The sequence below is a fragment of the Actinomadura sp. NAK00032 genome, from assembly GCF_013364275.1.
Taxonomy (GTDB): Bacteria; Actinomycetota; Actinomycetes; order Streptosporangiales; family Streptosporangiaceae; genus Spirillospora.
The window spans coordinates 8,210,249-8,237,235 of record NZ_CP054932.1 but is presented as its reverse complement, the minus strand read 5'-3'; the positions used below and the strand labels follow the sequence as shown (position 1 = coordinate 8,237,235).

The window sequence follows — 26,987 nt, the reverse complement described above, 5'->3', positions numbered from 1 at the left end:
TGTCCTTGCAGTAACGTGGCGCCGTCTTGACCACACCCCGGCGGCCCGCACGCGAACCTGGGTGGCGTGGGCTGCGTCAGGCAAGCGAGCAAGAGAGAGGAAGGGGCGCCCGCCTCCGGCTTCCGGACGGCGCGCGTCCGCGAGCCCACATGAATTCGTCTCCCCGTGCACATCGCGCCACGAACCAGGAAACCCGCTACGCCGTGAAGACCCGTCCCGACTCCGGTGAACGCACCTGGCCCGCGGTATCGGTGGTGATGCCCGTCCTCAACGAGGAGCGGCATCTCGCCGACGCCGTGGGCGGCATCCTGACCCAGGAGTACCCCGGCGAGCTGGAGCTCGTGCTCGCGATCGGGCCGTCCCGCGACCGCACCGAGGAGATCGCCCGGAAGCTGGCCGCCGAGGACCCGCGGGTGCTCGTCGTCGCCAACCCGACCGGGCGCACCCCGCAGGGCCTCAACATCGCGATCAAGGCCTCGCAGTACTCGATCATCGTCCGGGTGGACGGGCACTCGCTGCTGCCCGCCGACTACGTCCGCGCCGCCGTCGAGACGATGGAGGAGACCGGCGCCGACAACGTCGGCGGCATCATGGCGGCGGAGGGCGTCACGCCCTTCGAGAAGGCCGTGGCGCGCGCGATGACGTCCAAGCTCGGCGTCGGCAACGCCCGGTTCCACACCGGCGGCGAGGCCGGCGAGGTCGAGACCGTCTACCTCGGCACGTTCCGCCGCAGCGCGCTGGAGCGGGTCGGCGGCTACGACGAGACGTTCGTCCGCGCGCAGGACTGGGAGATGAACCACCGCATCCGGGAGACCGGCGGCCGGATCTTCTTCACCCCGCGGATGCGGGTCACCTACCGGCCCCGCCCGAACCTGCGGGCCCTCGCCAAGCAGTACTTCCACACCGGGCGCTGGCGGCGCGTCGTCGGGCGCGAGCACCAGGGGACGCTGAACCTGCGCTACCTCGCGCCGCCGATCGCGGTGGTCGCGATGGCGGCGGGCGTGATCGCCGGCGCCTTCGGGTTCTGGCCCGGCTGGCTGCTGCCCGGCGGCTACGCGGCCGCGATGATCGCGGGTGCGGCCGTGGAGGGGCGCGGGCTGCCGCTCGCGGCCTGGGTGCGGCTGCCGCTGGTGTTCGCGACGATGCACGTGACCTGGGGCGTCGGGTTCCTGACGAGCCCGCCGCGGCTCGGCCAGCCCGCCCCGGTGAAACCCGGCGAAAGCGTCCAGTAGCGGGCAGAAGGTATATCCACCACCGAACTGACGTGCAATGCTGTGCGTCTCAGGGTTAGGTTCGACGGGATCTCGCCCGCGAACCTCGGGCCCTGGAGGGTGGACATGTCCAACGGAGCACGCCACGGCCTCGGCGTGTTGGTCGGCCTCATCGTGGCACCGGCGGTCGCCGCGTGCCTGATGTACGGGGCGAACAAGCTGCGCCTGGTCCTCACCTTCGGCTTCGCGAGGTTCCAGAGCTACCACGGCAAGGAGATGTGGATCGGCGCCGGGCTGGTCCTGCTGGTCGGCATCATGCTCGGCCTGGTGACCGGCAGCCGGCTGTCGCCGCTCGCCTCGCTCATCCCCGGCGCCGTCTTCACAGCCATCGGCCTGGTCTGGTTCGCGTCCCCCCGCTGGGCCGTGGACCACCCCGGCCGAGACGTGCTGCCGCGCGACATGGACCTCGGCTACACGACGCTCGGCTCGCTCGGCATCTTCTTCCTGCTCGGCGTGATGCTCCTCGTGGCGTCGCTGGCGCCGTCCCGCTGGAAGGCCCGCACCCCCGCGGGCGCCGCGCCGCGCTTCGCCGGCCCGCCGCCCGCGCCGATGGGCCCGCCCCCCATGCCGGGCGCCGCGCACCCCATGCCCGGCGCTCCGGCGCCCCTGGGGGCACCGGCGCCGATGGGCGCCCCGGCGCAGAGCCCGTCCTGGCAGGGGACGCCTCAGCCCCAGTACGGCCAGCCGCCCGCGCAGCCCGCCTCGTCCGGCCCGCCGCCGCTCCCGCCGTCGTCCCCGACGCCGCCCGCGCAGGAGAAGAAGGCGGAGCCGTCCGCCGACGACGAGGACGACGGCCCCGGCGAGTGGACCCGCATGTACGGCGGCAACCGCCCGAAGTGATCGAGACCGGGACGTGATCATCCCGGTATGCGGCCTCTGTACCGTGAGCGGGCCCTGACACCCCCACGGAACGGGAGCCGGCGATGAACAACGCCGCCCGGCACGGAATCGGCGCGCTCGCCGGGGTCGTCGCCACCCCGCTGATCGTCGGCTGCCTGGCGTACAGCGTCGACAGGCTGCGCCTGACGGTGGCCCTCGGCCTCAACGCGAGCCTCGACGGCACGTCGGTGCCGTCCGACTGGACGTCGTTCGGCGTCCTGCTGGCGGGCGCCGTGGTGATCGGCCTGGTGGTGTACGCGCGGCTGTCCGCGCTCGCCTCGCTCATCCCCGGCGCGCTCATGGCCGCCGTCGGGCTCCTGTGGGTCCTGGAGCCGCGCTGGATGGTGGACCAGTCCACACCGGAGCTCGTGCCGGAGGACTTCTTCATGGGCTACACGAACATGGCCGCCAACGGGACCTTCCTGCTCATCGGCGCCGCTCTCATCGTGGCGTCGGTGTCGCCCCAGCGGTGGCGCGGCGCCCGCGCCGAGCCGTCCGCGCCTCCGGCGGCCGAGCCGCCCGCGCCCCCGGTGGCCAAGATGCCCGGACCGGACGACGACGTGATCGCGTCCTAGTCAGACGGCCGCGAGGACGCCGGGGATGTCGTTGACGACCATCGCGTCGAACCCGGCCTCCGCGTAGGTCGGCGCCGCCTCGGCGGACGGGCACCAGGCGACCGTCTCCAGGCCCGCCTTGTGCGCGACGTCCACGCAGTGCTCCAGCGGGCGCAGGCGCGTGTCCGGGTGCTCGATCCCGCACGACCCGGTGTGGACGGCGACGACGTCCAGCCCGAGCCCCGCGGCGGCCGGGACGGCGTGCCACAGCGGGAAGCGCAGCCACGTCAGCAGCCCCAGCGGGACGCCCGGCAGCTCCTCCCGCAGGAACATCAGCAGCGACGGGTCGAACGAGGTGACGAGCAGCCGCCGCCGCTTGGCCTCCCGGCGCAGGACCGGGGCCAGCAGCGCGCCGGTGCGGCGGGACGGCTCGTCCAGCGCGTCCTCCAGGACGGTCTTGACGTCCACGTCCACCGCGACGTCGGCCGGGAGGGCGTCGAGGATCTCGGTGAGCAGCGGCAGCCCGCTGTCCGTGGCGGGCAGGTCGACCAGGTGGTCGCCCTCCACGGTCGTCGGGTCGTGCCGCAGCACGAGGTGGTCGTCGGCGGTGCGGGTCACGTCGATCTCGACCCAGGCCCCGCCGGGCGTGTCGCGGAGCGCGTCCGCGGCGGCGAGCAGCGACGGCAGCGTGTTCTCGGCGACCGGCATGGCCGCGCCGGGCGGGAGCAGGTCGCCCGACCCGTAGCCGCGGTGCCCGATGACGGTGGGGGATTTCTCGAAGATCAAGAGTTCACCTGCCTTCTGGGGTGGAGGCCCCGTCTTTGGGGGTGAGGAGGCGACATTTGCAGACGGCCATGTTCTGTCGGCCCTCCCCGCTAGCTTGGTGCGCATGCCTCGTTACCATCTGCAGCCGACGCCAGCCCAGGAGGCCGGGCTGCTGGAGCATTGCGGGCATGCCAGGTTCGTGTGGAACCTCGCCGTCGAGCAGCATGCCTGCTGGCGGCGGGGTCGCGGGGGTGCGCCGGGGTTCGCCGAGCAGTGCCGCCAGCTCACCGAGGCCCGCGCCGCGTTCGCGTGGTTGCGGGCCGGGTCGGTGATCGTCCAGCAGCAGGCCCTCAAGGACTTCGCTCAGGCCATGGCGAACTTCTTCGCCAGTACCCACCGCCGGCCGACCTGGCGCAAGGCCGGGCGGCACGAAGGGTTCCGGATCGTCGGGGAGCGCGGCCGACACTGGGACGTGCGGCGCATGTCGCGCAAGACCGGTGAGGTGCGGATCCCGAAGGTGGGGTGGGTGCGGTTCCGCTGGTCCCGGCCCGTCCCCAGCGGGGTCAAGTCGTTCCGGGTGACCCGTGACCGTGCCGGCCGCTGGCATGTGGCGTTCGCGCACGTCCCCGCCCCGATCCCGGCACCGGGCAATGGGCAGGCGGTGGGTGTGGACCGGGGCGTGACCGTGTCGGCGGCGCTGTCCACCGGCGAACTCCTGCACGGTCCTTCCCTCACCGCCGGGGAGGCAGAGCGGTTGCGTCGGCTGCAGCGCAAGCTCGCGCGCGCGAAACGGGGTTCGAACCGACGCGCGCACCTCAGAGCCCTCATTGCGCGGCTCAGAGCGCGGGAGGCCGACCGGCGCCGCGACTGGGTGGAGAAGACCACCACCGGCCTGGCCGCCGGCTTCGATCTGATCGCGGTCGAGGACTTGGACGTGCGCGGGATGACCCGGTCCGCCAAGGGCACCGTCGATGCGCCCGGCACGGGCGTGCGGGCCAAGGCCGGTCTCAACCGGGCGATCCTTGCCGCCGGGTGGGGGCGGCTCGTCCAGCGGCTGGAGCACAAAGCCCCCGGCCGCCTCATCAAGGTCGATCCACGCTACACCTCGCAGACCTGCCACGCCTGCGGGCACCGCGCCCCGGAAAACCGCGAGAGCCAAGCGGTGTTCCGGTGCGTGGCCTGCGGGCACCGGGCCAACTCCGACATCAACGCCGCCCGCAACATCCAGACCATCGCACGCAACATCCAAGACACCGCCGTGGGACGCACGGTGGCAGCGCGGGGAGCCCTCCAGCCACCAGGCGGGGCAACGAACCGCGAACCTCAACCCGACCTCCTCTCAGCGTGAGGAACGGTTGGAATCCTCCGCCTTCCGGCTGGAGGAGGACGTCAACTCGGTGGCGAGATGTTCGGCGACGACGGCGTCGAGGGGCTGGGTGACCTTGAGGTTGCGCTCGCTGCCCGCGACCACGCGGATGGGGACGTCCGGCAGGTAGCGGTGCACGATGCCGCAGTCGTCGGTGGCGCGCAGCGCGGGGTCGGCGAGCGCCAGCTCGTACGCCTTGCGGATGGTGCCGAGCCGGAAGCCCTGCGGGGTCTGGAACCGGCTCAGCGTCTCGCGGGGCGGCATGGAGGCGACCACGCCGTCCGCCACCACCACGACCGTGTCGGACGACGGCACCCCGACGGCGACGGCCTCGTGGTCGTCCAGGGCGGCCAGGACGCGGTCGATGACGGGAGGGTCGACGAACGGGCGGGCGGCGTCGTGGAACAGCACACGGACGTCGCCGGGGCGGCCGTCCAGCACGCGCAGCGCCGCGACCGTCGACGCGGTGCGGGTGTCGCCGCCCTCGATCACGGCGGCGGTCTTGCGGAACGGCGCGGCGATCGCGGCGGCGTCGCGCAGGTGGCCGGCCGCCATCACGACGACGACCTCGTCGACGCCGGGATGGGCGTCGAAGGCGCCGACCGCGTGCGCCAGGATGGGCCGCCCGCCGACCTCGATGAGCTGCTTGGGGCGCCCCGCGCCCATGCGCTCGCCGACCCCGCCGGCGAGCACCACCGCAACCGTCCGCGCCGCCATGTCCTTCGATCCTCCGACAGCTCTCCCCGGCACCCGTTCCCGGCATCGCCGGCCATGCTCAACGTACCGGACGGCCCACGGGGGCAGGGCGGAAGAAGCGGCCCGCCCTCCCGCTCGCGCCGGATCGAGTATGGTTACCTCGCCGTGCAGGGCTCAGTGCAGGCGGTACCGGCACCGCCGCTCCGCCACGGCGGCGCCCGCGCGCCGCGCTCCCGCCGAGGGCCCGGCCCCGTTCGCGCACGCCGCGCCGACCGCCTACTTTGGCGTCCTGACCCGGCGGCGGGAACGCCGCCGCGCGCGGACCCGTTCGACCTGTGAGGAAAGAGGAAGCATGATCGGCATGGTGCTGGCGGCGGGTGCGGGCCGGAGGCTGCGGCCCTACACCGACACCCTCCCCAAGGCCCTGGTCCCGGTGGACGGCGAGACCACCATCCTGGACATCGCCCTCCGCAACCTCGCCGAGGTCGGGCTGACGGACGTCGTCATCGTCGTGGGCTACTGCGCGAGCGCCGTCGAGGAGCGCAAGGCGGCTCTCGAGGAGCGGTACGGCGTGAGCATCACGCTGGTTCACAACGACAAGGCCGAGGAGTGGAACAACGCCTACTCCATGTGGCTGGCTCGGGAGCACTTCTCCAAGGGCGTCCTCATGGTCAACGGCGACACGGTCCATCCGGTGAGCGTCGAGAAGACGCTACTGGCGAACCGCGGCCCGGACATCCTCCTCGCGGTGGACGATGTGAAAACTCTCGCCGACGAGGAGATGAAGGTCATCCTCGACGGTGCGGGCCACCTGAAGACCATCACCAAGCTGATGGACCCGTCCGCCGCCGGCGGCGAGTACATCGGCGCCACCCTGATCGAGCCGGCCGCCGCCGAGCCGCTGGCCGACGCGCTCAAGGCCACCTGGGAGCGCGACCCCGACCTCTACTACGAGGACGGCTACCAGGAGCACGTGAACCGCGGCGGCGTCATCGGCGTCGCGCCGATCGGCGAGGTCGCGTGGGTCGAGGTCGACAACCACGACGACCTGGAGAAGGCCCGCCGCATCGCCAAGGGCTACTGACCCGCGCCACCCCGGACGCGGAACAAGGCGCCCACCCCGAGCGAGGAGGCTCATGCCCCTGCTGACGCGGATGCTCAACGCGCCGCTCTCCATCGACGTGCGGCGCGGTGCCGTCGCGGCCCTCGGCGAACTGCTCGCCGACCGGCGGATCGCCACCGAGGGACGGGTGGCGATCGCCGTCGGCCCCGGCCAGGGCGACCAGATCGCCGAGCAGGTCCGGCCGTCCCTGTCGTCCTGCGACGTGTTCCAGGTCGAGGGCGGCACGGTGGACGCGGCGGTCGCGCTGGCGTCCAAGCTGCGCGCCGGCTCCTACGAGGCCGTCGTCGGCATCGGCGGCGGCCGGACGATCGACGCCACCAAGTACGCGGCGACGCTGTCGGGCATCCCGATGGTGTCGGTCGCGACGAACCTGTCCCACGACGGCATCTGCTCGCCGGTCGCCTCGCTCGTCCACGACGGCGGCAAGGGCTCGTTCGGCGTGGTGATGCCGCTCGCGATGGTCGTCGACCTCGACTACGTGCACGCCGCGCCCGCCCGGCTGATCCGCGCCGGGATCGGCGACGTGGTGAGCAACTTCTCCGCGGTGGACGACTGGCTGCTCGCCGCCGAGCAGTGCGGCGAGCGGGTCGACCGGATGGCGCTGACCGTGGCGCGCACCGCCGCCGAGGCGCTGCTGCACCAGCCCGGCTCGATCGAGGACGACCGGTTCCTCACCGTCCTCGCCGAGAGCCTGGTCCTGTCCGGGATGTCGATGGCGTTCGCCGGCGACTCCCGGCCGGCGAGCGGCGGCGACCACGAGATCCTGCACGCCGTCGACCAGTTGTTCCCCGACACCGCGAACCACGGGGAGCTCGCCGGGATCGGCACGGCGTTCTGCTACCACCTGCGCTCCACCCGCCTCGGCATGGGCGGGGAGCGGCTGCACGAGATCCTCGACTGCCTCGGCCGGCACGGGCTGCCCCGGGTGCCGGGCGACATCGGGCTGAGCGTCGAGCAGTTCAGCGAGGCCGTGCGGCTCGCGCCGCAGACCCGGCCCGGCCGCTACACCATCTTGGAATACCTCGATCTCGACGAGGGCGAGACCCGCAAGGCGGTGGAAGAGTATGTCGAGGCCCATGGAGGCTGAGCTCCCGGGGCAGCACGACTCCGCGGCCCCGCCCGGCGACGGCGACCAGCGGCCGCACCGCAAAGGAGCCAGGGTCGCCGACGTCCGCCGGTACGGGCAGCCTCCCGGCCTGAAGGACCGGCGCAACGAGGAGCACTGGGCGGGCCGCCTCTACATGCGGGACGTGTCGCCCTACTTCGGGTGGCTCGCGCTGCGGCTCGGCTTCAGCCCGAACCAGCTCACGTACATGATGATGGCGAGCGGCGTCATCGCCGGCGCCGTCGTGTCGCTGCCCGCGCCCGAGCTGTGGACGGCGATCGGCGGCGCCGTCCTCATCCAGGTGTACCTGCTGCTCGACTGCGTGGACGGCGAGGTCGCCCGCTACCTGCGGCAGACCTCGGTCGCCGGGGTGTTCCTCGACCGCATCGGGCACTACCTGTCGGAGATCTCGCTGCTCGTCGGGCTCGGCTTCATGGCGCAGGGCGGCTGGAAGAACGGCGGCTGGGTGGAGCTCGGCCTCGTCGCCGCGCTCGGCGCCGCGCTGATCAAGGCCGAGACCGACAACGTCGTCGTCGCGCGGGCGAAGTCGGGCCTGGCCGCCGACCCGACCGGCGGCGACCGGGCGCTGCGGCCCCGCTCCACCGGCATCGCGCTCGCCCGGCAGGCCGCGTCGATGCTGCGCTTCCACCGGATCATCGGGGCGGTCGAGCTGTCGCTGCTGATCCTCGCGGCGGCCGTGCTCGACACCGTGCTCGGCACCGAGACCCCCGCCGCGGTGCGCGTCCTCACGGTCGCGGTGGCCGCCGTCGCGGTGCTGCAGACCCTGCTCCACCTCGTCAGCATCCTGGCCTCCCGGAGGCTGAAGTGAAACTCAGCGTCGTCGTCCTGACGATGGGCAACCGGCCGGTGGAGCTGGCCCGCGCCATCAGCAGCGCCCTGGAGCAGGAGCACGTGGACGTCGAGGTCGTCCTCGTCGGCAACGGCGTCGACCCGGTCGGCGACCGCGCGGGCGAGGCGCCGTTCGACGACGAGCGCGTCAAGACCCTCACCCTCCCGACGAACCTCGGCATCCCGGGCGGACGCAACCGGGGCGTGGAGGCGTCTTGCGGCGACGTCGTCCTGTTCCTGGACGACGACGGCTGGTACCGCTCCACCCGCCTCGGCGCGCACCTGCGCGACCGGTTCTCCGCCGAGCCCGACCTCGGCGTGGTGTCGTTCCGGGTCCGCGACCCGGAGGGCGGGCGCGGCGAGCGGCGGCACGTGCCGCGGCTGCGCGCCGGCGACCCGGAGCGCTCGTCCCCGGTCACGACGTTCCTCGGCGGCGCCTGCGCGATCCGGCGGGCGGCGTTCGACGCGGGCGGCGGCCTCCCCGAGGACTTCTTCTACGCCCACGAGGAGACCGACCTCGCCTGGCAGATCCTCAACGCGGGCTACCGCATCGTCTACGACGCGTCCGCGGTGATGTTCCACCCGGCGGTGCTGCCGACGCGGCACGACATGTTCTACCGGTACAACGCCCGCAACCGGGTCTGGCTGGCCCGGCGCAACCTGCCGTGGCCGCTGGCGCTCACCTACCTGTCCGTGTGGGTCGGAATGACCGTGCTGCGCGAGCGCAAGCCGAGCGCGCTCAAGCCGTGGTTCAAGGGCTTCCTGGAGGGCTGGCGCAAGTCCGCCGGGCCGCGCCGGCCGATCTCCTACCGCACCGCCTGGCGGATGACGAGGACGGGCCGCCCGCCCATCATCTAGGCGCGGCTCATCTGGGCGCGGCTCATCTGGGGGCCGTGACCGCGGCCAGGATCAGGTGCGTGAGTTCGGCGGTGACGGCGTCGAGCGGGACGTCCTGGTCGCGGGCCGACCAGTGGTGGACGAGGTTGTTGACCGCCCCGATCACGGCGATCATCGTGAGCCGGTGGTCGCGGTCGGCGGCCTCGCCGCGCTCGGCCGCCTCCCGGGCCATCGTGAGCAGGGTGTCCTCCCACCGGCCGCGCCAGCCGAAGCGGTGCCGCTCCAGGTCCGCCCTGACGCCGATGACCTCGACGAACGCGATGCGGGCCCAGCGCGGGTCGCTGGCGGTGACGGTGACGAACGCGCGGACGGCCCGCTCGACCCGGGTGGCGAGGTCGGCTCCGGCCGCGGCGGCGTAGGCGTCGGCGAGGGCCCGCGCGGCACGCTCGTTGATGGCGGTGTGCAGCGCGGTGAGGAGTTCCTCGCGCCCGGAGAACTCCTCGTAGAAGTTGCGGGTCGACACGCTCGCGGTCGCGCACAGCCGCTCGATGGAGGTCGCCGCGTAGCCGCGGCTGCCGAACAGTTCGAGCCCGGCGGCGAGCAGGCGCTCCCGCCGCTCGGCGCGGCGCTCCTCCGCCGACCGGCCGCCGTAGCTTCGCCTGGGTGCGGGATTCCGGCCGCTCATTGGTCTCCGTTCACCCGTGCGTGCGAAAGGGGGCAGCGTCAGCCTAACCCGCACGCACGGGCCGATATCACCATCGCGCGGGCCCGGTGCGGGCCTGCTGAGCGGGTCAGCCGCTCAGCAGGGTGTCGCGCCATTCCGGGTCGGCGGTGAGGACGGTCAGCCGCTGCGTCGCACGGGACACCGCCACATACAGGACGCGCAGGCCGCGCGGCGACTGGGCGGCGACGGTCTCCGGCGCCACGATCACGGCGGCGTCGAACTCCAGGCCCTTGGCCTCCAGGACGTCCAGCACCTGCACCCGCTCGGGGAGGCCGTCGCCGAGCCGCTCCCGGTCGGCCTCCGTCCAGGCCACCGCACCAGCGGCGCGAGCGGGCTCGGCCGGGGCGTCGAAGAGGGACGCCTGCGCGGGTTCGGGGGCGGGTTCCGGGGCGGGGGCCGCGCGGTCGGCGTCGCCGGCGGGCATGGGGACGATCACGCCGATCGTGCCCTCGACCTGGCCGAGGAGTTCCTCGGTGGCGGCGCGGGCGGCGGCGGGCAGGCCGGGCTCGGGCACGACCTCCACGACCGGGTCGATCCCGGACGTGCGGACGGCGCGGGCCGGACGGGCGTCGGGCAGCGCGCGCGCCAGCACCCGCGCGGACACCGCCGCGATCTCGGTGGAGTTGCGGTAGTTCGTCGTCAGCTCGTACTCGTGCCGCGTGCGCGGCGCGGGCTTGCGCGGGCGACGGCGGCCCCGCGCGGGCTTCTCGCCGCCGAGCGCGGCCTCCATGGCGCGGCGGGCGGCGTCGAGGTCCTCCCAGGCGCTCTGGGCCGGGTCCTCCACGATGGTCCAGCTGGCCTGGCGGCCGCGCCTGCCGAGCATCCGCCACTGCATGGGGGACAGGTCCTGCGCCTCGTCCACGACGATGTGCGCGTACTCGGGACGCTCCTCCACCACGCCGTCGTCGACGCGGCGGGACCGTTCGAGCCGCTCCATGGACGTGGTCAGCTCCTGCATCTCCGGCTCCCACGTCTCGTCCGCGACCTCCTCGCCGGTGAGGATGTTGACGCCGTCCACCACGAACGGGTCGTCCTCGGACGGGGCCTTGCGGCGGCGGGACGGGCGGGGCGGCGAGCCGAGCAGCGCGTCGAGCTCGTCCAGCAGCGCGACGTCCTGGTAGCTGAGCGGGGCGCCCTCCCCGGCCCAGGACGCGGCGAGCGGCTCGACGTCGGCGCGGTCGAGGTCGCGGCCGGCGGCGCGGCGCAGCCGCTCGGGGTCGCCGAGGGAGCGCAGCACGTCCAGCGGGCGGCGGAGCGGCCACCAGGCGACGAGGAAGTCGGTGAACGTGCGCTGCTCGCGGACGCGGGCGTCGAACTGGGCGCGCTTGGGGTCGCCGTTCTGCCGGCCCCGGGCCGCCGGCTCGTCGTCGAGGGAGGCGAGGCCGTCGGCGGCCAGGATGGCGTTCCACAGGCCGGTCTCGGCGTCCTCCTCGGCCTCGGCCGCCTCCGGCCCGCCGAGGTCGGTGAAGCGGCGCCACAGGGCGTCCAGGAGCGCCTCGGCGGCCCGGCCGCGCGCCGCGTTGACGCTGCCGCGGCTGCGCCGGTGGAGGTCGTTGCGGAGCCGGTCGAGCCGGGCCCGGTCGAGGGTGACGACGATGCCCTTGAACACGACGCGCAGCTCGTCCGGCGCGCCGGGGGCGTGGTCGGCGACGGCGCGGCGCAGCACGGCCCCCATCGCGTCGCCGCCCTTGACGCGGGCGAGGCGCGGCGGGTCGTGGACGGTCGCGGCGGCCCCCTCGACGAGGTCGCCGAGCGAGCGCAGCGTCGCCGAGCCCTCGCCGAGCGACGGCAGCACCCGCTCGATGTAGGCGGTGAAGCGGCGGTTCGGGCCGATCACGAGGACGCCCCGCGACCCGAACCGGCGCCGGTGGCGGAACAGCAGATAGGCGACGCGGTGCAGGGCGACGGCCGTCTTGCCGGTGCCGGGGGCGCCGCGCACCAGCACGGTGCCGTCGGCGGGCGCGCGGATGACCTCGTCCTGCTCGCGCTGGATCGTCGCGACGATGTCGCGCATCGCGCCCTCGCGGGCGCGGGCGAGCGAGGCGAGGAACGCGCCGTCGCCGACGATCGTCATGCCGTCGGCCGCGTCCGGGTCGAGGAGGTCGTCCTCCAGGTCGACGACGGTGTGGCCGCGCGAGTGCAGGACGCGGCGGCGGACGACGCCGCGCGGGTCCTCGGGGGTGGCGCGGTAGAAGTCCTCGGCGGCGGGCGCCCGCCAGTCGATCACCAGGGAGTCGTGCTCGCCGGTGCGCACCCCGATGCGGCCGATGTAGCGGACCTCGCGGTCCCCCTGCTCGGCGGGGGCGAGGTCGAGCCGGCCGAACACCAGGCCGTCGTCGGCGATGTCGAGGGCCTGGGCGCGCAGCGACGCCTGGTGGACCATGGCGTCCCGGTCCACGAGCGAGCCCTTGGTGCCGGCCAGCGACTGCCGGTAGCCCTCGCGGATCATGGCCTGGGCGGCGGCGCGCATCTCCTCCAGCCGGGTGTAGGCGATGTCGACATAGCGCTGCTCGGCGGCGATCTCTTGATCCTTGACCGTGCCGCCGGGACCGGTCGGCCGCCCGGTGACCTGGGACGACATGCAGGCTGCTCCTCGCACGTGTGTCGTGCCGGGGACGTCCCCCGGCCCGCCTAAGGGGCGAAGGAGACAGCTTATTCGGTCGGCCCTCGGTTCAGTGCGGAGCGGGCGTCCGGGTGCGGACCGGGCGGCGTGCCGCGCGGCCCCGCCCGAGCAGTGCCGCACGGCCCTGACCAGGCCGCACGTGCAGGTCGCCGGGCGGGCGCGCGAACGAGCGGTCCAGCGCGTCGAGGACGCGGCGCGGCGCCGTCTCGCCGTCCAGCCGGACGCACCGGAACACCACGCCCTGCCCGCCGTACTCGTGGTACAGCGTCTCGGTGTAGGCGGCCACCGCCCCGGACGCGGCGGCGGTCGCGCCGGCCGCCGGGGGCGGCGCGCAGAGGACCAGCTCGCCGGAGCCGCGCTCCAGCATGCCCGGCAGCGTGGCCCGCGCGATGTGCACCGCGCCGAGCACATCGGTGCGGAGAACGTGTTCTACCTCGGTGAGCGGCTGGGTCAGCGGGGGCGCGGCGGGGGAGAGGGCGGCGGCGTGCACGACCCGGTGGACGGGACCGGTCACCGCCAGCAGGTCGGCGACGGCGCCGGAGTCGCCGACGTCGCAGGCCCGCACGTGCATGTTGGGGGAGCGCAGCGCCGTCTTCGCCAGGCCGACCTCGTCGACGTCGACCGCGACGACGTCCCAGGCCGCCGCCGCGAGCCGCCGCGCGGCCAGCGCGCCGAGGCCGTGGGCCGCGCCGGTGACCAGTGCCGTCCGCCTCATGCGCGCACCTCCTCGGCGCCGTCGAAGACCATCTCCAGGTGGCCGACGCTGCTGGTGCTCAGCGCGCGCGCCCGATCCAGCCCGAGACCGCGCAGTTCCTCCGCCACCGGGTGGTCGCCCAGGACGAGCTTGGCCCCGCCCGGACGGGTCCGGACCTCGGACGGTGTGAGCGTCCACGGCGTGCGGCGCGTGACCCCGTCCAGGCACGAGTACGCGTCGACCTTGGGCGCGGCGGTGCTCCCCGGCATCGGCACGCCGGGCTTCACGGCCAGCTCGATCGCCGTGCGTCCGCCGAACCGCACCGCGCACCGCTTGATACGCCCGGACAGGTCCATGGGCATGTCGGCGATCTCCTTGGGGAAGCCCCAGATCGTCCGTCCGGCCTCCAGGGTGAACTCCTGGTTGACCGGCAGCCAGTGGATGAACGCGCCGATGCCGCGCAGCCCGCCGAGGAGCCCGGGCGCGGGCGCGCCGGGCGGGCGCACCAGGAACGCGACGGCGAACTCGTGGTAGGGCCCGAGGTCGCCGTCGGCGTACCGGACGAACGCCAGCGAGCAGATCGCCCGGCCGGGCAGCGGCTCGGCGACCTCCAGCCCGGAGTAGGCGATGACGGCCTGGGCGGCGCGGGCGGGCACGGCGAACATCGCCGACGCCACCGCGGCGTCGCGGATCCGCACCGGGAGGGTGACCCGCTCGCCCTGGATGGCATGCGCTTGCACGGTGCTTGTCACACCGCTTAGTAGAACAGGTTCTCGTTTTGCTGCCAAGGACCGGCCGGGGCCTCAACCCCGCTCGACGGCCGTCCGGATGCGGTCGAGCGTGGCACGCATGCCCGCGCGGTTCACGGCGGCGCGCCGCTCCGCCGGGACGCCGGTGAAGACCTTGCCGAGCAGCGAGACGAACGCCGCGCCCCGGCCGTCGCGGCGCAGATCCTCCCAGTACTCGGTGAGCCGGGTCCGGGGCTCCGCCGCGTCGCCGGAGACGTCCTCGAAGCGGTATCCCCACAGCGCGACCGGCATGCCGAAGCTCGACACGCGGAACGCGAACGCCTCGCCTGGCACCGCCGCCGTCACCTGGCATGTGGTGAACCACACACGCCACCCGATCCGGTTGAACCCGACGAACCGCGCGCCCGGCGCGATCGACCGCCCGCGCAGCCAGACGGCGAACACCTCGGGGCTCCAGTCGCCCATGCGGCGCAGGTCGGCGACGGCCGCGTAGACGTCCCGGACCCCGGCCGCGACGGCCGTGCTCTCCTCGACCACCCACTCGCGTTCCATGGCGGAATCCTCCCACCTCATGACCATCTGGTCATAGGGGCGCGGTCGCAGCGGTGGTCACAGCAGGTGGGCGTACGCGGTCCGCCAGGAGGCGTACCAGCTCTTGAACCACGGCTCGGCCTCGGCCAGCGGGACGATGTAGGTGATCGTCTCGGCGTAGTAGCGGCGCTGGAAGTCGGGCGGCATCCGGTCGAGGGTCTGGACGTTGCTGACCCGGTCGGCGAGCTTCACCCGGACGGCCTCGGGCGGGGCGTCACCGAGGCGGCGCAGGTAGGCGGCCTTGGCGGCGCGCTTGGCCTGCCGTCCGGCCCCGCCCGCCGGCGGCTTGGTGACCCAGTCGACCAGCTCGGTGACCTCCGGGCCGAACTCGTCCTCCACGTCCCGCAGCGTCGCCGGAGTGTCCTCGACGACGTCGTGCAGCACCGCGGCCGACAGCACCGGCGGCGCGGTCACCCGGGCCCCGCGCACGAGCACTTCGAGGGCTTCGAGCAGATGCTCGACATAGGGTGCGCCCGTGGGGCGCTTCTGGTCGCCGTGCCAGCGCTCCGCGGCGGACACGGCCTTCCCCAGGGCGTCCACGTCGATCGGGGCGCCGGACGCCTCGATGTCCGCACGGGCCGTGTCCCAGGTGTGCCAGCGAGTGAAGACCTCCATGGTTCAACTCCGTTCTGTCGCGCCGGACGCCCTGCACACGGCATGGTGGGTGTCGTCCCAAGACACAGTAATCAGCAGTGGGGGGAGGCGGCGCGGTCGTGGTCGGGAGCCGGCAGCGGCCTGGTGGCCGACCGGAGACCGTGGGCAGGCTCCGCGTCGCGCTCGGCCTGGTCTCCGCCGCGGTCTCCGTCGTGCTGTGCGTCGTGCTCGTCGAGAAGTACGTGCTGCGCGCCGAGTGGTGGCAGGTGCGGCACACGGTGACCGGCGAGCCCGTCACGCCGCAGCGCGAGGTCGGGCCGCCGCCGGGGCCGCTCGCGGTGAGCTGGGAGCGGACGACCCCGACGCACCACGGCGCCGTCGCGGGCTACGACGGCGTCTCCTACCAGGTCGCGCTCGGCCAGGTCGTGACCGCGTCCGGGAACGGGATCGAGGTGCGGGACGCGCGGACCGGCGCCGACCGCTGGAGCTACCGCCGGTCCGGCTGGACGATGCTCGGCTGGACGTCCACCCGGTCCCGGCTGGTCGCCTACTTCGAGCGCGACGGCGAGCGCGCCGACCGGGTGATGGTGGCGTTCGACGCGCTGTCGGGCGGGCTGCTGTGGCGGCGGGAGGGCGAGCGCCCCGCCGCGGTGTCCCGCTCGACGCTGCGCTGGCCCGGCGGCTCGGACATCGTGCTGACCACCGACGACGCGGACCGCACGCTGTTCGGCGTCTCGGCCGTGACCGGCAAGCGGGTGTGGCGGCTGGCGCTGCCGCGCGGCTGCCGGCTGTTCGAGGGCGGCGCGCACCCCGCCGACGGCCGGGAGGCCCTCGCCGCGTTCGGCCTGGACTGCCGGGAGGACGGGCGGCGGCGCAGCCGGCTGCTCGCGGTCGACCCGGCGAAGGGCACCGTCGCCTGGGACGAGCGGCTCGGCTCCAAGGAGTCGCCCGAGGTCTCCATGCTGGACGGGATCACGCTCGTCTCGGACGGCACGGCGCTGCGCGCGTTCGACGGCGAGGGCGACCAGTTCGGGATGTGGAAGGGCGACGGGGTCTGCGGCGACCTGATGTGCCCGGGGGTGCTGGCGGCGGGCCGGCTCCTGGTCGTCTACCACCCGGAGGGGTCCCGGTCCGACGCGACCCGCATGGAGGCGGTGGACGTGCCGTCCGGGCGGGTCGCCTGGGGCCGCGACGTCCCCGCGTACGTGGCGCTCGCGCAGGCCGGCGGGCAGGTCTTCGCGCTGCGCCCGCGGCTGTCGGAGGGGCTGCTGCCCGCCGGGGTCGACATCGTCGAGCCGTCCGGCGGCGGGACGGCCACCGCACCGGCGCCGTTCTCGATGGACCCGGACCTGCCCGGCGCGCGGCCGTGGCTGGCGGCGGCGGGCGGGCTGCTGTACGCGGCCGTCCCGCAGGCGGCGCCGCGCCCGGACGGCGCGGCGCGGCTGGTCGCGCTGCGCGGCGGGCTCACCGGCGCCGGCCCGGCCGAGCTCGGCGGCGTCCCGGCGGCGGACTGGCCGGACGCGTGCTCGCTGCTGACCGCGCCCGACCTGGCGGCGGCGCGGATGACCGGCTACGCCGCCGAGCCGCACCGCGAGTCGGCCGGGACCGTCCGGCTGCCGCGCCCGGTGTCGTGCAGCTACGAGCGGCGCGGCGACGGGCGGCGCGGCGACGGGCGCGACGAGCCCAAGTCGAAGGGCGACCGGAAGGGCGAGAAGAGCGCCTCGCCGACGACGAAGCCGGAACCGAAGCCGACGTCGAGCCCGAGCCCGAGCGCGTCGGGATCGAGCCGGCCGAAGCCGTCCGCGAGCACGAGCGAGGACGCCGAGCCGCCGGTGCGGGGCCTCACCGTGAGCGTCCGCTGGGTGGGCGAGACCGACGAGGCCGCCGCGCGGATGCTGGACGCGCTGCAGGCCGCGCAGTCGCAGGCCAGGAAGCGCCGCGACATCGGCGGGGACGAGGCGTACGAGATCGGCCCGACCGCCGGGATGATCGCGCTGCGCGTCGGCCGGTACGTCGTGGTGGTGGAGGCGAGCCGGCCGCCGGGTGCGGCGGCGCGCATCGCCCGGTCGGTCGCGTACCGCCTGCACCACCCGGCCTGACCCCGGCGCCGCGCCCGGCCGGGTCAGTACTCGGGAACGGGCTCCGGCTCGGCGGCGACGTCGGCCGACCGGTTCGCCCACGCCTCCAGCTGCGCGACGAACCGCGCGGCGTGGACGGGCCAGTGGAACCGGGCGCGGGCCGCCTCGTAGCCGCGCCGCCCCTGCTCGGCGCGCTGCTCGGGGTCGTCCCGCAGCCGCAGGACGGCCTTCGCGGCGGCCTGCGGGTCGCCGAACGGCACGACGGTCCCGCAGCCGGCGGGCTCGACGATGTCCACGGCGGGCGGGTTCGGCGTGGTGACGACCGGGATGCCGCGGGCCATGTACTCGACGACCTTCGTCGGCATGGAGTGCCGGTAGTTGGGCTCGTCGTGCAGCAGCGCCAGCCCGGCCATCGCGCCCTCGGCGATGCGCAGCGCCCGGTCGTTCGGGACGAACCCGTACCAGCGGACGACGCCCTCGCGCTGCGCCGCCCGCAGCGCGTCGCGGACGTCGGCGTCGGCGGCGCCGATCAGCTCGACCAGGATGCCCTCGGCGGCCAGCGGCCGGGCCATCTCGATCATGTCGAGGGCGCCGCGCGCCCGGGACAGCTGCCCGACGTAGACGGCGCGCCGCCCGTCCGGGGGGCCGGGCGGCCGGTCGGCGACGTAGGTGGTGTTGGGCACGACCGGGTGGTCCCCGCGGAACCGCTCCCGGTAGCCCTCCTCGGCGAGCAGCAGCCGGTGCCGCCGCTCGCTGCGCCGCTCCAGGCGGTGGACGGCCGGGCGCAGCACCGGCCGCGCCGGGCCGGGCAGCCAGCCCTTGGCCGACAGCGCCGCGGCGGTGTCCTCGTGGACGTCCCAGACGACCGTCCGCTGCCGGACCTCGCGGGGCAGCGACACCAGCAGCTCGGGATCGTGCAGCAGGACGACGTCGGCGTAGGCGGCGTGCTCGATGAGCGCCCGGTGGGCGGCGCGCAGCGCCCGGAGGCGGCGCCGCCCCGTGGCGCGCGGGATGTCCACCGGGCTGAGCTCCCGCCACGGGGTCGCATTGCATGCCCGAAATGGGGCGATATAAGTGACCTCATGGCCGGCATCGAGCAGCGCGCGGATCTGCCGGTGCAGAATGCGTGCGTCCTCGGGATGGTGCACCACCGTGCAAACGCAGACCCGCATCACACTCACTCCGTAAGGCGCCGAAATCACTGTCTCAAGGACCATCTCCCGCGAAGGGAAATAACCGATGAATTCCCCCGGGCCGCAACATGGCCGCTGCCGGGCGCCCGGTCGACTTGCGGCGTGTTGCCCTTATCGGCGGCCGCATAGGGGCAACACGCCGCAAGCCGACGGATCGCGGGCCGGTGGGCCGGCGGCGGGTCAGAGGAGTTCGACCGTGTCCCGGCGGGCGTCGCGGGTGCGGCCTCGGGTGTCGAAGAGCAGCCGTGCGTGCCTCGTCAGCGTGCCTGCTTCGTAGGCGGCGTGGGCGGCCAACACGATCGTGAGGTCGGCCTCGGCCAGCGCGGCGGCCAGGTCGCCGCCCGCGTGCCGGACCTGCTCGCCGTCCACCTCCCAGGACTCCACGAACGGGTCGTGGAAGCTCAGGTCCGCGCCGAGCCGGGCCAGCCGCCGCGCCACCGGGCGGGCCGGCGACTCGCGCTGGTCGGCGATGTCGGCCTTGTAGGTGACGCCCAGGAGCAGGACCTTGGCGCCCTTGAGCGCGCGGCCCTCCCGGTTGAGGAGTTGCTGCGCGCGTTCCGCGACGTAGCGGGGCATGCGGTCGTTGATCTCCTGCGCCAGCTCCACGAACCGGAACGGGTAGCCCAGCGACCTGACCTTGTACGACAGGTAGTTCGGGTCGATCGGGATGCAGTGCCCGCCGACGCCCGGCCCCGGGCGGAACGCCTGGAACCCGAACGGCTTGGTGGCGGCGCAGTCGATCGCGTCCCACAGGTCGATGCCCAGCTCGTTGCAGAACACCGCCATCTCGTTGACGAGCGCGATGTTGACGTGCCGGTAGGTGTTCTCCAGCAGCTTCGCCATCTCCGCCTCGCGGGTGCCCTTGGCCTCCACGACGCGGTCGACGAACTTGCCGTAGAACGCCGACGCCGCCGACGCGCACGCCGGGGACAGCCCGCCGACGATCTTCGGCGTGTTGCGCACCCCGTAGACGGGGTTGCCCGGGTCGATCCGCTCCGGCGAGAACGCCAGGTGGAACTCCTCCCCGGCGACCAGGCCGGACGTCTCCAGGATCGGCCGGACGACCTCCTCGGTGGTGCCCGGGTAGGTGGTCGACTCCAGCACCACCAGCGTCCCCGGCACCAGGTGCCGGGCGACCGTCTCGGCGGCGCCGCGCACCGCGGTCAGGTCGGGGCCGCCCTCGGGGGACAGCGGCGTCGGCACGCAGATGACCACGGTACGGGCGCCGTCCAGGACGTCCTCGTCCAGGCTCGGGGCGAACCCGGCCTCCAGCATGTCCCCGATCTCGGCGGGCGAGACGTCGTCGATGTGCGACAGCCCGGCCTTGAGCCCGGCCACCACCCGCGCGTCCCGGTCCAGCCCGCCGACCCGCAGGCCGGCCCGGCACGCCTCGCGCACGAGCGGCAGGCCCACGTAGCCGAGTCCGATGACCACAAGATCCATGCGCCCCGGCTCCCTTCGGTGCTATGTCCGTCGGTAGGCCGCCCGGTATCCCGCGGTCACGGCGCGCCAGGTGCGCTCCGCCGCGACCCATTCCCGGGCCGACCGCCCGATTTTTCGTCTCAGCTCGGGAGCGTAAGCCAGGTCTTCCAGGCAATTCGCCCATGCTTCCGGGTCTTCCGGAAGTGTTAACGTCCCCGTCACGCCCGGTTCCACGATTTCGCGAAGAGCCTTGACATCACTGGCTATTACAGGGATTCCCCCTGCCATCGCCTCGATCGGCTTCAGGGGCGTCACCAATTGGCACACCCGGTCCGCCCGGCGCGGAACCGCGAACACATCGAGGACGGCGTGGTACCGGCGAACGGACTCCATCGGCACCCGGCCGGTGAACACGGCGTGCACGCCGTGCCCGGCGGCGCGCCGCTCCAGCGCACCGCGCTCCGGGCCGTCGCCGACAAGCAGCAGCGTGACGGGCGTGCCGCGGTCGCGCAGCAGCGCGGCGGCGTCGATGAGCGTGTCGATGCCCTCGTAGCCGTAGAACGACGATGTCAGGCCGACGACCGTGGCACCGCCCGGGATGCCGAGGCGCGCGCGCAGATCGCCGGGGTCGGGGAGCGGCTCCAGGAACGCCTCGTCCACTCCGTTCGGCACCGTGAAGATCTTCTCCTCCGGGACGCCCCGGGACGCGATCTCCGCCCGCATCGCCTCGCCGAGCGTCACGACCGCGTCCGCCTCGGCCATCCGGCGCGTCTCCAGCTCGCGCGTCAGCCGGTAGAAGTCGTCGGTCTCGCGGTGCGCCGGGTCGCGGGAGAGCCAGGAGTCCTCCAGGAACCCGCGCACCTCGTAGACGACCGGGATCCCGTGCCGGCGCCCCAGCTCCAGCGCGACGGCCGCGTTGAGGTGGTTGCTGACCGCGTGCAGGACGGCCGGGCGCAGCTCCTCGACGAGCCGTCCGGCCAGGTCGGCGCTCGTCGCGACGGCGTCCCGCGGGTCCGCCGGCGGCCGCCACGGCAGCAGCCGGTGGTACGGGACGCCGTCGACGTCCACCCGCGCCCGCGCGTCGCCGACGCCCTGGCTGAGCGGGTAGCCCAGCCTGGTGACCACGTGGGTGTCGAGGCCCGCCTCCCGCTGGGCGAGCGCGATCCGGTGCGTCCGCACGGTGTAGCCGGCGTTCGTGCAGGGCAGCGCGTTGGTGACGAACTGGAGCACGCCGTCGCCGGGCCGGGGCTCGCCCTGAACCGGGCGCACCGGCTGCGCCAGCAGGGCACGCAGGTCGGCGGTCTCGCGCCGGACGTCCCGGGGCTTCGGCACGGCCAGCGGGGAGCCCCGCAGCCGCGTGCCGAGCGGGGTCCGCGCGGCGAGCCGGACCGCCAGCCGCGGCGCCCGCCCGGGATCGTCCCGCAGCTGCCGCCAGGCCAGCCCGGCCAGGTAGACGGGCTTCTTCACCACGGGTTTCTTCACCACTGCTTCTTCACCACGAGGCCGGACGTTAGGCGGCCCCGATGAACAGAAGGGAAATTGTGTTGGCACCCATCGTGCACGTCCTGGGGGCGCGGCCGAACTTCGTCAAGGCGGCCCCGGTGATCTCCGCCCTGCGCGCCGCCGGTGCCGAGCAGGCGGTCGTCCACACCGGGCAGCACTACGACGCCCGGATGTCGGAGATCTTCTTCGACGAACTGGGGCTCCCCGAGCCGGACGTGAACCTCGGCGTCGGCTCCGGCGGCCACGCCGCGCAGACCGCGGCCCTCATGATCGGGCTGGAGGGGGAGTTCACGAGCCGTTCACCCGCGCTGGTCATCGTGTACGGCGACGTGAACTCCACCATCGCCGCCGCCCTCGTCGCGGCCAAACTGCACATCCCGGTCGCCCACGTGGAGGCCGGGCTGCGCAGCTTCGACATGACCATGCCGGAGGAGGTCAACCGGCGGGTCACCGACCAGCTCTCCGCGCTGTGCCTGGTCACGAGCCCCGAGGGGATCGGGCACCTGGCCGCCGAGGGCGTCCCGGTGTCCCGCACGCACCTCGTCGGCAACCCGATGATCGACACGCTGCTGGGGAACCTCGACTCCTTCGACACCGGCCGGGTGCGCGCCGAGCACGGCCTCCCCGACCGGTACGTCCTCGCGACCGTGCACCGGCCCGCGAACGTGGACGCCCCGGAGACGGCCGCCGCGCTCGTCCGGCACCTGCACGGCGTCGCCGACCTCGCCGACCTGGTCATCCCCGTGCACCCGCGCGGCCGGGCGAACCTGCTGGCCGCCGGGCTGGACGACCACGCCGGCGTGCACATCCTGGAGCCGCTCGGGTACATCGACTTCATCGCGGCGGTCCGGGGCGCGGCGGCGGTCGTCACCGACTCGGGCGGCCTCCAGGAGGAGACGACGATCCTCGGCGTGCCGTGCCTGACCGTCCGGCCGAACACCGAGCGGCCCATCACCATCACGCACGGCACGAACCGGCTCGTCACCTTCGAGGAGCTGGTGCCCGCCGCCCGCAAGGCGCTGGAGTCGGGCCCGCCGGACAGCACCCGGACCCCGCCCCTGTGGGACGGCAAGGCCGGCCCCCGCATCGCCGAAGTGATCATGGAGTATCTGGGTGAGTGACGCCAAGGACGCCAAGGACGCCGGAGATGCCAGGGACGCGAAGGCGTACCAGCAGCTCGGGCGGCTGAAGTCGGCGCTGCGCGAGCGCGAGGCGCGCGTCGCGGAGCTGGAGAAGCGGATCGCCGCGCTGGAGGCGTCCACCGCCGTCCAGTTCGGGCGGCTCGTCGCCGGCGCCGCGCGGAACCCGAAGCGCGGCAAGCGGCTGCCGAGGGAGCTGTACCGGCTGTGGCGCAAGCGGAACGCGCCCGTGGCGGCGGGCTCCGGCGCGAGCCGGGGCGGCGTCCAGCCCGACCGCGTCGACCGGCCCGAGGACCGCCTCCTCGTCGCGAACCCCTGCGACGGGCTGATCATCGCGGGCGTGCTGGGCCCCGCCGCGGCGGCACTGCTCGCCGAGCACGCCAAGGTCATCCCGCTCTACCCGCACGACGCGGCGATCGCGCTCGGCTCCGCCGACGCCGACCTGCTCGTCGTGGACGCGGAGGCCGGCGAACCCGGCGGCCCCTGGGCGTACCTGGGCGTGCCCGGCATGTACGACCGGGACCTCGCGCTGCACGAGATCCGCGAGATCGCCGCCGCCCGCGGGCTCCCGCGCGTCCTGTGGGGGCCGGCGCCGCCCGCGACCCTGGCGGCGCTGACCTGGGACGCCACCGCCACCGCCCCCGGCCGCCTCGCCGAGGTCGCCGAATCCTCCGAGACCTCCCCGGCGCCGGCCCGTTGAAAGGAACCACCGTGCGACCACGTGCCCTCGTCTACGGCGACGTCGACCTGAACATCATCGACGGATCGGCGATCTGGGCTCAGGGCATCGTCCAGGCACTCTCCCGCGCCGGCTGCGAGGTGACCCTGGTCCTCAAGGCCCCCGTGCGCACCGGGCGGCTCGTCGACCCGCTGCGCGGCCTGCCCGGCGTCACCGTCCGCAGCCCGCACGCCGAGGGCCTCGCCGACGCGCCGATGGCCCCGCGCCAGGCGGCCGAGGTCCTCGCGCGGCTCGATGAGGAGGCCCCGCACGACCTGGTCGTGGTCCGGGGCCGCCGGCTCGCCGGCAAGCTCGCCGCCGGCCCCCTCGCCGGACGCCTCTGGACGTACCTCACCGACGTCCCGCAGTCGGCGGGCGAGTTCGACGCCGCCGCCAAGGCCGACCTGCGCCGCATCGCGGACGCCTCCCGCGTCCTGCTCTGCCAGACCGAGGAGCTGCGCGGCTTCCTGGAGAGCGCCGTCCCCGCGACGGCGGGCAAGAGCGTCCTGTTCCCGCCGGTCGTCGTCCTTCCGGAGGGCCTGGAGACCCGCGCGCCCGGCGCGCCCGAGGGGCCGCTCCGGCTCGTCTACACGGGCAAGTTCGCGCCGCGCTGGAACACCTACGAGATGACGTCGCTGCCGCGCCTGCTCGCCATGCGCGGCGTGCACGCCGAACTCCACATGGTCGGCGACAAGGTCCACGACGACCCCGCCGACCCCGGCTTCGCGACCCGGATGCGGACCGCGCTGGAGACCGGCGAGGGCGTCGTCTGGCACGGCGGCCACCCCCGCGCCGAGGCGATGCGCCTCACCGCGGGCTGCGACGTCGGGCTGTCGTGGCGCGACGCGTCCATGGACGCGAGCCTGGAACTGTCCACAAAGGTGCTGGAATGCGGCACGCTCGGGGTGCCGGTCGTCCTGAACCGGACGCCCATGCACGAGCGGCTCCTCGGTACCGACTACCCGCTGTTCGCCGCCACCGAAGACGACGTCCTGGACGCCCTCACCCTCATCGGCAAGAACCCGGACGTCTACACCCTCGCCGGAGACCGCTGCCGCACGGCCGCCACCGGGTTCACGCTCGACGCCGCCGCCGAACGGCTGCGCGGCTACCTCGCGCAGGCGTTCCCGGAGCCGTCCGAGAGCGTCCTTGCGGTGAAGGAGCGCCCGCTCCGGGTGGGCGTGGCGGGCCACGACCTGAAGTTCTTCACCCGCCTGCTCGACTACCTGCGCTCCCGCTCCGACATGGAGGTCCGCGTCGACCACTGGGCGGCGCTCAAGGCGCACGACGAGAAGCGCAGCCAGGACCTCGTCGACTGGGCGGACGTCGTCATCTGCGAATGGTGCGGCCCCAACGCGCTGTGGTTCGCGAGCCACAAGCGCCCCGACCAGCGCCTGGTCGTCCGCCTGCACCGCTTCGAGCTGTACGCGGCCTGGCCGAAGCAGCTCGACATCGACGCGGTCGACCAGGTCATCTGCGTCAGCCCCCACTACAGCGACCTCACCCGCGAGATCACCGGCTGGCCGGCCGCGAAGGTCGTCACGATCCCGAACTGGGTGGACGAGGCCCAGCTCGACCGCGCCAAGCTCCCCGGCGCCGAGCACCACCTCGGGATGATCGGCATCGCCCCGTCCCGCAAGCGCCTGGACCTGGCGCTGGACGTCCTCGAAGAGCTCCGCCGCGACGACCCGCGCTTCACGCTCTTCGTCAAGTCCAAGCTCCCCTGGGAGTACTGGTGGATCTGGCAGAAGCAGGAGGAGCGGGACCACTACGAGAAGGCGTTCCGCCGGATCCGCCGGTCGCGGCTGCTCTCCGGCGGCGTCGTCTTCGACAGCTACGGCCGCGACGTGGCGTCCTGGCTACGCCGCATCGGCTTCGTCCTGTCGACCAGCGACGACGAGAGCTTCCACCTGGCCCCGGCCGAGGGCATGGCGTCCGGCGCCGTCCCGGCGCTGCTGAACTGGCCGGGCGCCGACACCATCTACGACGCCCGCTGGATCCACGACAGCCCGTCGGCGATGGCCGCGTCCATCGCGACGACCGTCTCCCTCGGCCGCTGGCGGCAGGACGCCGATCTGGCGAGGGAGCAGCTGAAGGCCGCCTACGCCCTCCCCGAGGTCTGCCGCCAGTGGACAGACCTCCTGGCCAGGCGCCAATAGACCCCGGAAACGACCCGCCTCCCCGGCCGCGCGGCCGGGGGCCGGCCCCGGCTATCTCGCCGACTGGCAGCGATCGACCTTGGTAACGCCGTAGTGTCGTGCCCTGCTCCGGTGTGAGCGCCGAGGACCGGACCGCAGCGACGAGGAGGACGATATGCCGGAATACGTCAGCGTCGGGGTCAAGGACGCGCAGAACCTGCCGCCGGGCAAGTGGGTCACGGTCAGGTGGGACTACGAGTACTCCGACTCGGGCCACCACCACCGCACCGAGGGCGGCCCGTCCGTGGTCGAGGGCCCGGCGCGGTACACCCTCAACGCCAACGTGCGGATCGAGGACGTCCCGCCGGGCACCCGGGTACAGGCGCGCGCCATCGAGCGCGCCGACTCCGACGGCGACGAGGAGAACGGGCCGATCGCCGAGTACGTCGCCGCCGACGGGAGCACCTACATCAACTACTCGCTGCCGGCGGACGCGGTGAGTTCGGGCCGGCGGGTCCGGTTCCAGGTCGTCCAGCACGGCTCCGGCACCGGGCGGCTCGTCGGCGGAAACGCGAAGGCGCTCGCCTGGCGCGTCTGAGCGCCGTCCACGGGACCGGTCAGGCGGTGCCGCCCACGGAAGTCCGTGCGGCGGCACCCCGGCCGGGCCCCCGCCGAGCCCGCCCTGAACTTGCGAAATGCCACTCACTACCCGGACTGAGGTATTTTGCAGCGACTTGTCATTTATTGCGGGTCGTGGGGATTAAGATCTTGATCCCGGGCCATCGGTCGCCGCCCTTCGACGGCGTGACGATGCGACCACGGGGTCGCACCATGTCGGGCGAAGGGGGCGGGACCATGGCGCACGCGGAGATCTCCGAGGTGTGGCCCCGGGACGGCCGCATTCTGATCAAAGGCGAAGTCGTCGAGTCACCGCCCTTGCCCGTGGGAGCGCGCTGGCGGCTGAGGCTCGCGTCCCGGCCGCAGCCGGGCGCCGCACGCCCCTCGCTGGGCAGGCGGGTGCTGGCCAGGGCCCGCGCCACCATCACGCGGGCGGCGCCGTCCCCGTCGGTGCTCACGATCCCGGCGACGACCGACGGCAACGGCTTCGAGGTGGAGATCCCGCTCGGGATGTTCGCCCCGCGCGACGCGCCGCCGAAGCGGCTGTGGGACCTGTACCTCGTCACGGTGGCCGACGAGCGGGACGTGACGCTCCGGCTGGGCCGCCACCTCGACGACATGCCCGGCAAGAAGCGCATCGTCACCTTCCCGCAGCAGACGGTCGAGGGATCCGCGAAGGTCGCCGTCCGTCCCTACTACACCGACGGTGACCACCTCTCGATCCGCTGCGCACGGCGCGACCCGAAGGAGCAGTGAGG

The 26,987-nt window shown here is 74.1% G+C and carries 25 protein-coding genes; 14 read left to right on the top strand and 11 right to left on the bottom strand.

Features of this window, described 5'->3' with window-relative positions; genetic code table 11:
* The first annotated feature begins 203 nt into the window (after nt 1–203).
* The 3 genes from HUT06_RS37730 (at nt 204) to HUT06_RS37720 (ending at nt 2,725) form a co-directional block, all read left to right on the top strand.
* Nucleotides 204–1,232, top strand: coding sequence for a glycosyltransferase family 2 protein (locus tag HUT06_RS37730; protein WP_176200084.1), 1,029 nt, complete (start codon nt 204–206; stop codon nt 1,230–1,232).
* Between the two features lie 105 nt (nt 1,233–1,337).
* Nucleotides 1,338–2,111, top strand: a complete 774-nt coding sequence (locus HUT06_RS37725; RefSeq protein ID WP_176200083.1) for a hypothetical protein — start codon at nt 1,338–1,340, stop codon at nt 2,109–2,111.
* A gap of 83 nt (nt 2,112–2,194) precedes the next feature.
* Nucleotides 2,195–2,725 carry a hypothetical protein gene (locus tag HUT06_RS37720; protein WP_176200082.1) on the top strand — a complete coding sequence of 177 codons (531 nt, stop codon included), beginning with the start codon at nt 2,195–2,197 and terminating at the stop codon, nt 2,723–2,725.
* Here HUT06_RS37720 and HUT06_RS37715 read toward each other — a convergent pair whose 3' ends face one another.
* On the bottom strand, nt 2,726–3,490 hold the full coding sequence (locus HUT06_RS37715; RefSeq protein WP_176200081.1) for a glycerophosphodiester phosphodiesterase: 765 nt from the start codon (nt 3,488–3,490) through the stop codon (nt 2,726–2,728).
* A 103-nt stretch (nt 3,491–3,593) separates the two neighbouring features.
* Here HUT06_RS37715 and HUT06_RS37710 point away from each other — a divergent pair, with 103 nt between their 5' ends.
* Nucleotides 3,594–4,817 (top strand): RNA-guided endonuclease TnpB family protein, encoded by a 1,224-nt coding sequence (locus HUT06_RS37710; RefSeq protein WP_176200080.1) that lies wholly within the window; start codon nt 3,594–3,596, stop codon nt 4,815–4,817.
* Here the strand turns inward: HUT06_RS37710 and ispD are convergent.
* Entirely contained in the window at nt 4,809–5,552 is a 744-nt protein-coding gene (gene ispD / locus HUT06_RS37705; RefSeq protein ID WP_176200079.1) for a 2-C-methyl-D-erythritol 4-phosphate cytidylyltransferase, read from the bottom strand. The two genes, HUT06_RS37710 and ispD, sit on opposite strands and share 9 nt — an antisense overlap.
* 331 nt (nt 5,553–5,883) lie before the next feature.
* On the opposite strand from ispD, the gene HUT06_RS37700 reads away from it, so the two are divergent.
* The 4 genes from HUT06_RS37700 to HUT06_RS37685 all read left to right on the top strand — a co-directional run bounded on the left by HUT06_RS37700 (nt 5,884) and on the right by HUT06_RS37685 (nt 9,466).
* On the top strand, nt 5,884–6,615 hold the full coding sequence (locus HUT06_RS37700; protein ID WP_176200078.1) for a sugar phosphate nucleotidyltransferase: 732 nt from the start codon (nt 5,884–5,886) through the stop codon (nt 6,613–6,615).
* A 70-nt stretch (nt 6,616–6,685) separates the two neighbouring features.
* Nucleotides 6,686–7,741, top strand: a complete 1,056-nt coding sequence (locus HUT06_RS37695) for an iron-containing alcohol dehydrogenase family protein (RefSeq protein ID WP_176201876.1) — start codon at nt 6,686–6,688, stop codon at nt 7,739–7,741.
* Entirely contained in the window at nt 7,731–8,588 is an 858-nt protein-coding gene (locus HUT06_RS37690) for a CDP-alcohol phosphatidyltransferase family protein (protein WP_176200077.1), read from the top strand. Before HUT06_RS37695 ends, HUT06_RS37690 begins: the two co-directional genes overlap by 11 nt.
* 23 nt (nt 8,589–8,611) lie before the next feature.
* On the top strand, nt 8,612–9,466 hold the full coding sequence (locus HUT06_RS37685; protein ID WP_176201877.1) for a glycosyltransferase family 2 protein: 855 nt from the start codon (nt 8,612–8,614) through the stop codon (nt 9,464–9,466).
* 22 nt (nt 9,467–9,488) lie between these two features.
* On the opposite strand, the gene HUT06_RS37680 is transcribed toward HUT06_RS37685, so the two are convergent.
* From HUT06_RS37680 to HUT06_RS37655, 6 genes are all read right to left on the bottom strand, one after another.
* Nucleotides 9,489–10,130, bottom strand: coding sequence for a TetR/AcrR family transcriptional regulator (locus HUT06_RS37680; protein ID WP_176200076.1), 642 nt, complete (start codon nt 10,128–10,130; stop codon nt 9,489–9,491).
* A 106-nt stretch (nt 10,131–10,236) separates the two neighbouring features.
* Entirely contained in the window at nt 10,237–12,750 is a 2,514-nt protein-coding gene (locus HUT06_RS37675; protein ID WP_176200075.1) for an AAA family ATPase, read from the bottom strand.
* Between the two features lie 91 nt (nt 12,751–12,841).
* Nucleotides 12,842–13,507: an SDR family NAD(P)-dependent oxidoreductase gene (locus tag HUT06_RS37670; RefSeq protein ID WP_176200074.1), complete on the bottom strand. Its 666-nt coding sequence runs from the start codon at nt 13,505–13,507 to the stop codon at nt 12,842–12,844.
* On the bottom strand, nt 13,504–14,238 hold the full coding sequence (locus tag HUT06_RS37665; RefSeq protein ID WP_254715596.1) for an acetoacetate decarboxylase family protein: 735 nt from the start codon (nt 14,236–14,238) through the stop codon (nt 13,504–13,506). Before HUT06_RS37665 ends, HUT06_RS37670 begins: the two co-directional genes overlap by 4 nt.
* A 51-nt stretch (nt 14,239–14,289) precedes the next feature.
* Nucleotides 14,290–14,787 carry an SRPBCC family protein gene (locus tag HUT06_RS37660; protein ID WP_176200073.1) on the bottom strand — a complete coding sequence of 166 codons (498 nt, stop codon included), beginning with the start codon at nt 14,785–14,787 and terminating at the stop codon, nt 14,290–14,292.
* 57 nt (nt 14,788–14,844) lie between these two features.
* A complete protein-coding gene (locus tag HUT06_RS37655) occupies nt 14,845–15,441 on the bottom strand; it encodes an HD domain-containing protein (protein ID WP_176200072.1) in 597 nt (198 codons plus the stop codon).
* 140 nt (nt 15,442–15,581) lie between these two features.
* Here HUT06_RS37655 and HUT06_RS37650 point away from each other — a divergent pair, with 140 nt between their 5' ends.
* Entirely contained in the window at nt 15,582–17,519 is a 1,938-nt protein-coding gene (locus HUT06_RS37650) for a PQQ-binding-like beta-propeller repeat protein (RefSeq protein WP_176200071.1), read from the top strand.
* 23 nt (nt 17,520–17,542) lie between these two features.
* Here HUT06_RS37650 and HUT06_RS37645 read toward each other — a convergent pair whose 3' ends face one another.
* The 3 genes from HUT06_RS37645 to HUT06_RS37635 all read right to left on the bottom strand — a co-directional run bounded on the left by HUT06_RS37645 (nt 17,543) and on the right by HUT06_RS37635 (nt 21,595).
* Nucleotides 17,543–18,670: a glycosyltransferase family 4 protein gene (locus tag HUT06_RS37645; RefSeq protein WP_176200070.1), complete on the bottom strand. Its 1,128-nt coding sequence runs from the start codon at nt 18,668–18,670 to the stop codon at nt 17,543–17,545.
* Between the two features lie 201 nt (nt 18,671–18,871).
* Entirely contained in the window at nt 18,872–20,134 is a 1,263-nt protein-coding gene (locus tag HUT06_RS37640; RefSeq protein WP_176200069.1) for a nucleotide sugar dehydrogenase, read from the bottom strand.
* Between the two features lie 21 nt (nt 20,135–20,155).
* The gene (locus HUT06_RS37635; RefSeq protein WP_254715595.1) at nt 20,156–21,595 is read right to left on the bottom strand and encodes a glycosyltransferase family 4 protein; all 1,440 of its coding nucleotides are present in this window, start codon (nt 21,593–21,595) and stop codon (nt 20,156–20,158) included.
* A 71-nt stretch (nt 21,596–21,666) separates the two neighbouring features.
* Between HUT06_RS37635 and wecB the strand changes: the two genes are divergently transcribed.
* The 5 genes from wecB (at nt 21,667) to HUT06_RS37610 (ending at nt 26,985) form a co-directional block, all read left to right on the top strand.
* A complete protein-coding gene (wecB, locus tag HUT06_RS37630; RefSeq protein ID WP_254715832.1) occupies nt 21,667–22,737 on the top strand; it encodes a non-hydrolyzing UDP-N-acetylglucosamine 2-epimerase in 1,071 nt (356 codons plus the stop codon).
* Entirely contained in the window at nt 22,730–23,455 is a 726-nt protein-coding gene (locus tag HUT06_RS37625; protein WP_176200067.1) for a hypothetical protein, read from the top strand. Before wecB ends, HUT06_RS37625 begins: the two co-directional genes overlap by 8 nt.
* Before the next feature lie 11 nt (nt 23,456–23,466).
* Nucleotides 23,467–25,632 (top strand): glycosyltransferase family 1 protein, encoded by a 2,166-nt coding sequence (locus tag HUT06_RS37620; protein ID WP_254715594.1) that lies wholly within the window; start codon nt 23,467–23,469, stop codon nt 25,630–25,632.
* 154 nt (nt 25,633–25,786) lie between these two features.
* The gene (locus tag HUT06_RS37615) at nt 25,787–26,209 is read left to right on the top strand and encodes a hypothetical protein (protein ID WP_176200065.1); all 423 of its coding nucleotides are present in this window, start codon (nt 25,787–25,789) and stop codon (nt 26,207–26,209) included.
* A 257-nt stretch (nt 26,210–26,466) separates the two neighbouring features.
* A complete protein-coding gene (locus HUT06_RS37610; protein WP_176200064.1) occupies nt 26,467–26,985 on the top strand; it encodes a hypothetical protein in 519 nt (172 codons plus the stop codon).
* Nucleotides 26,986–26,987: the final 2 nt, after the last annotated feature.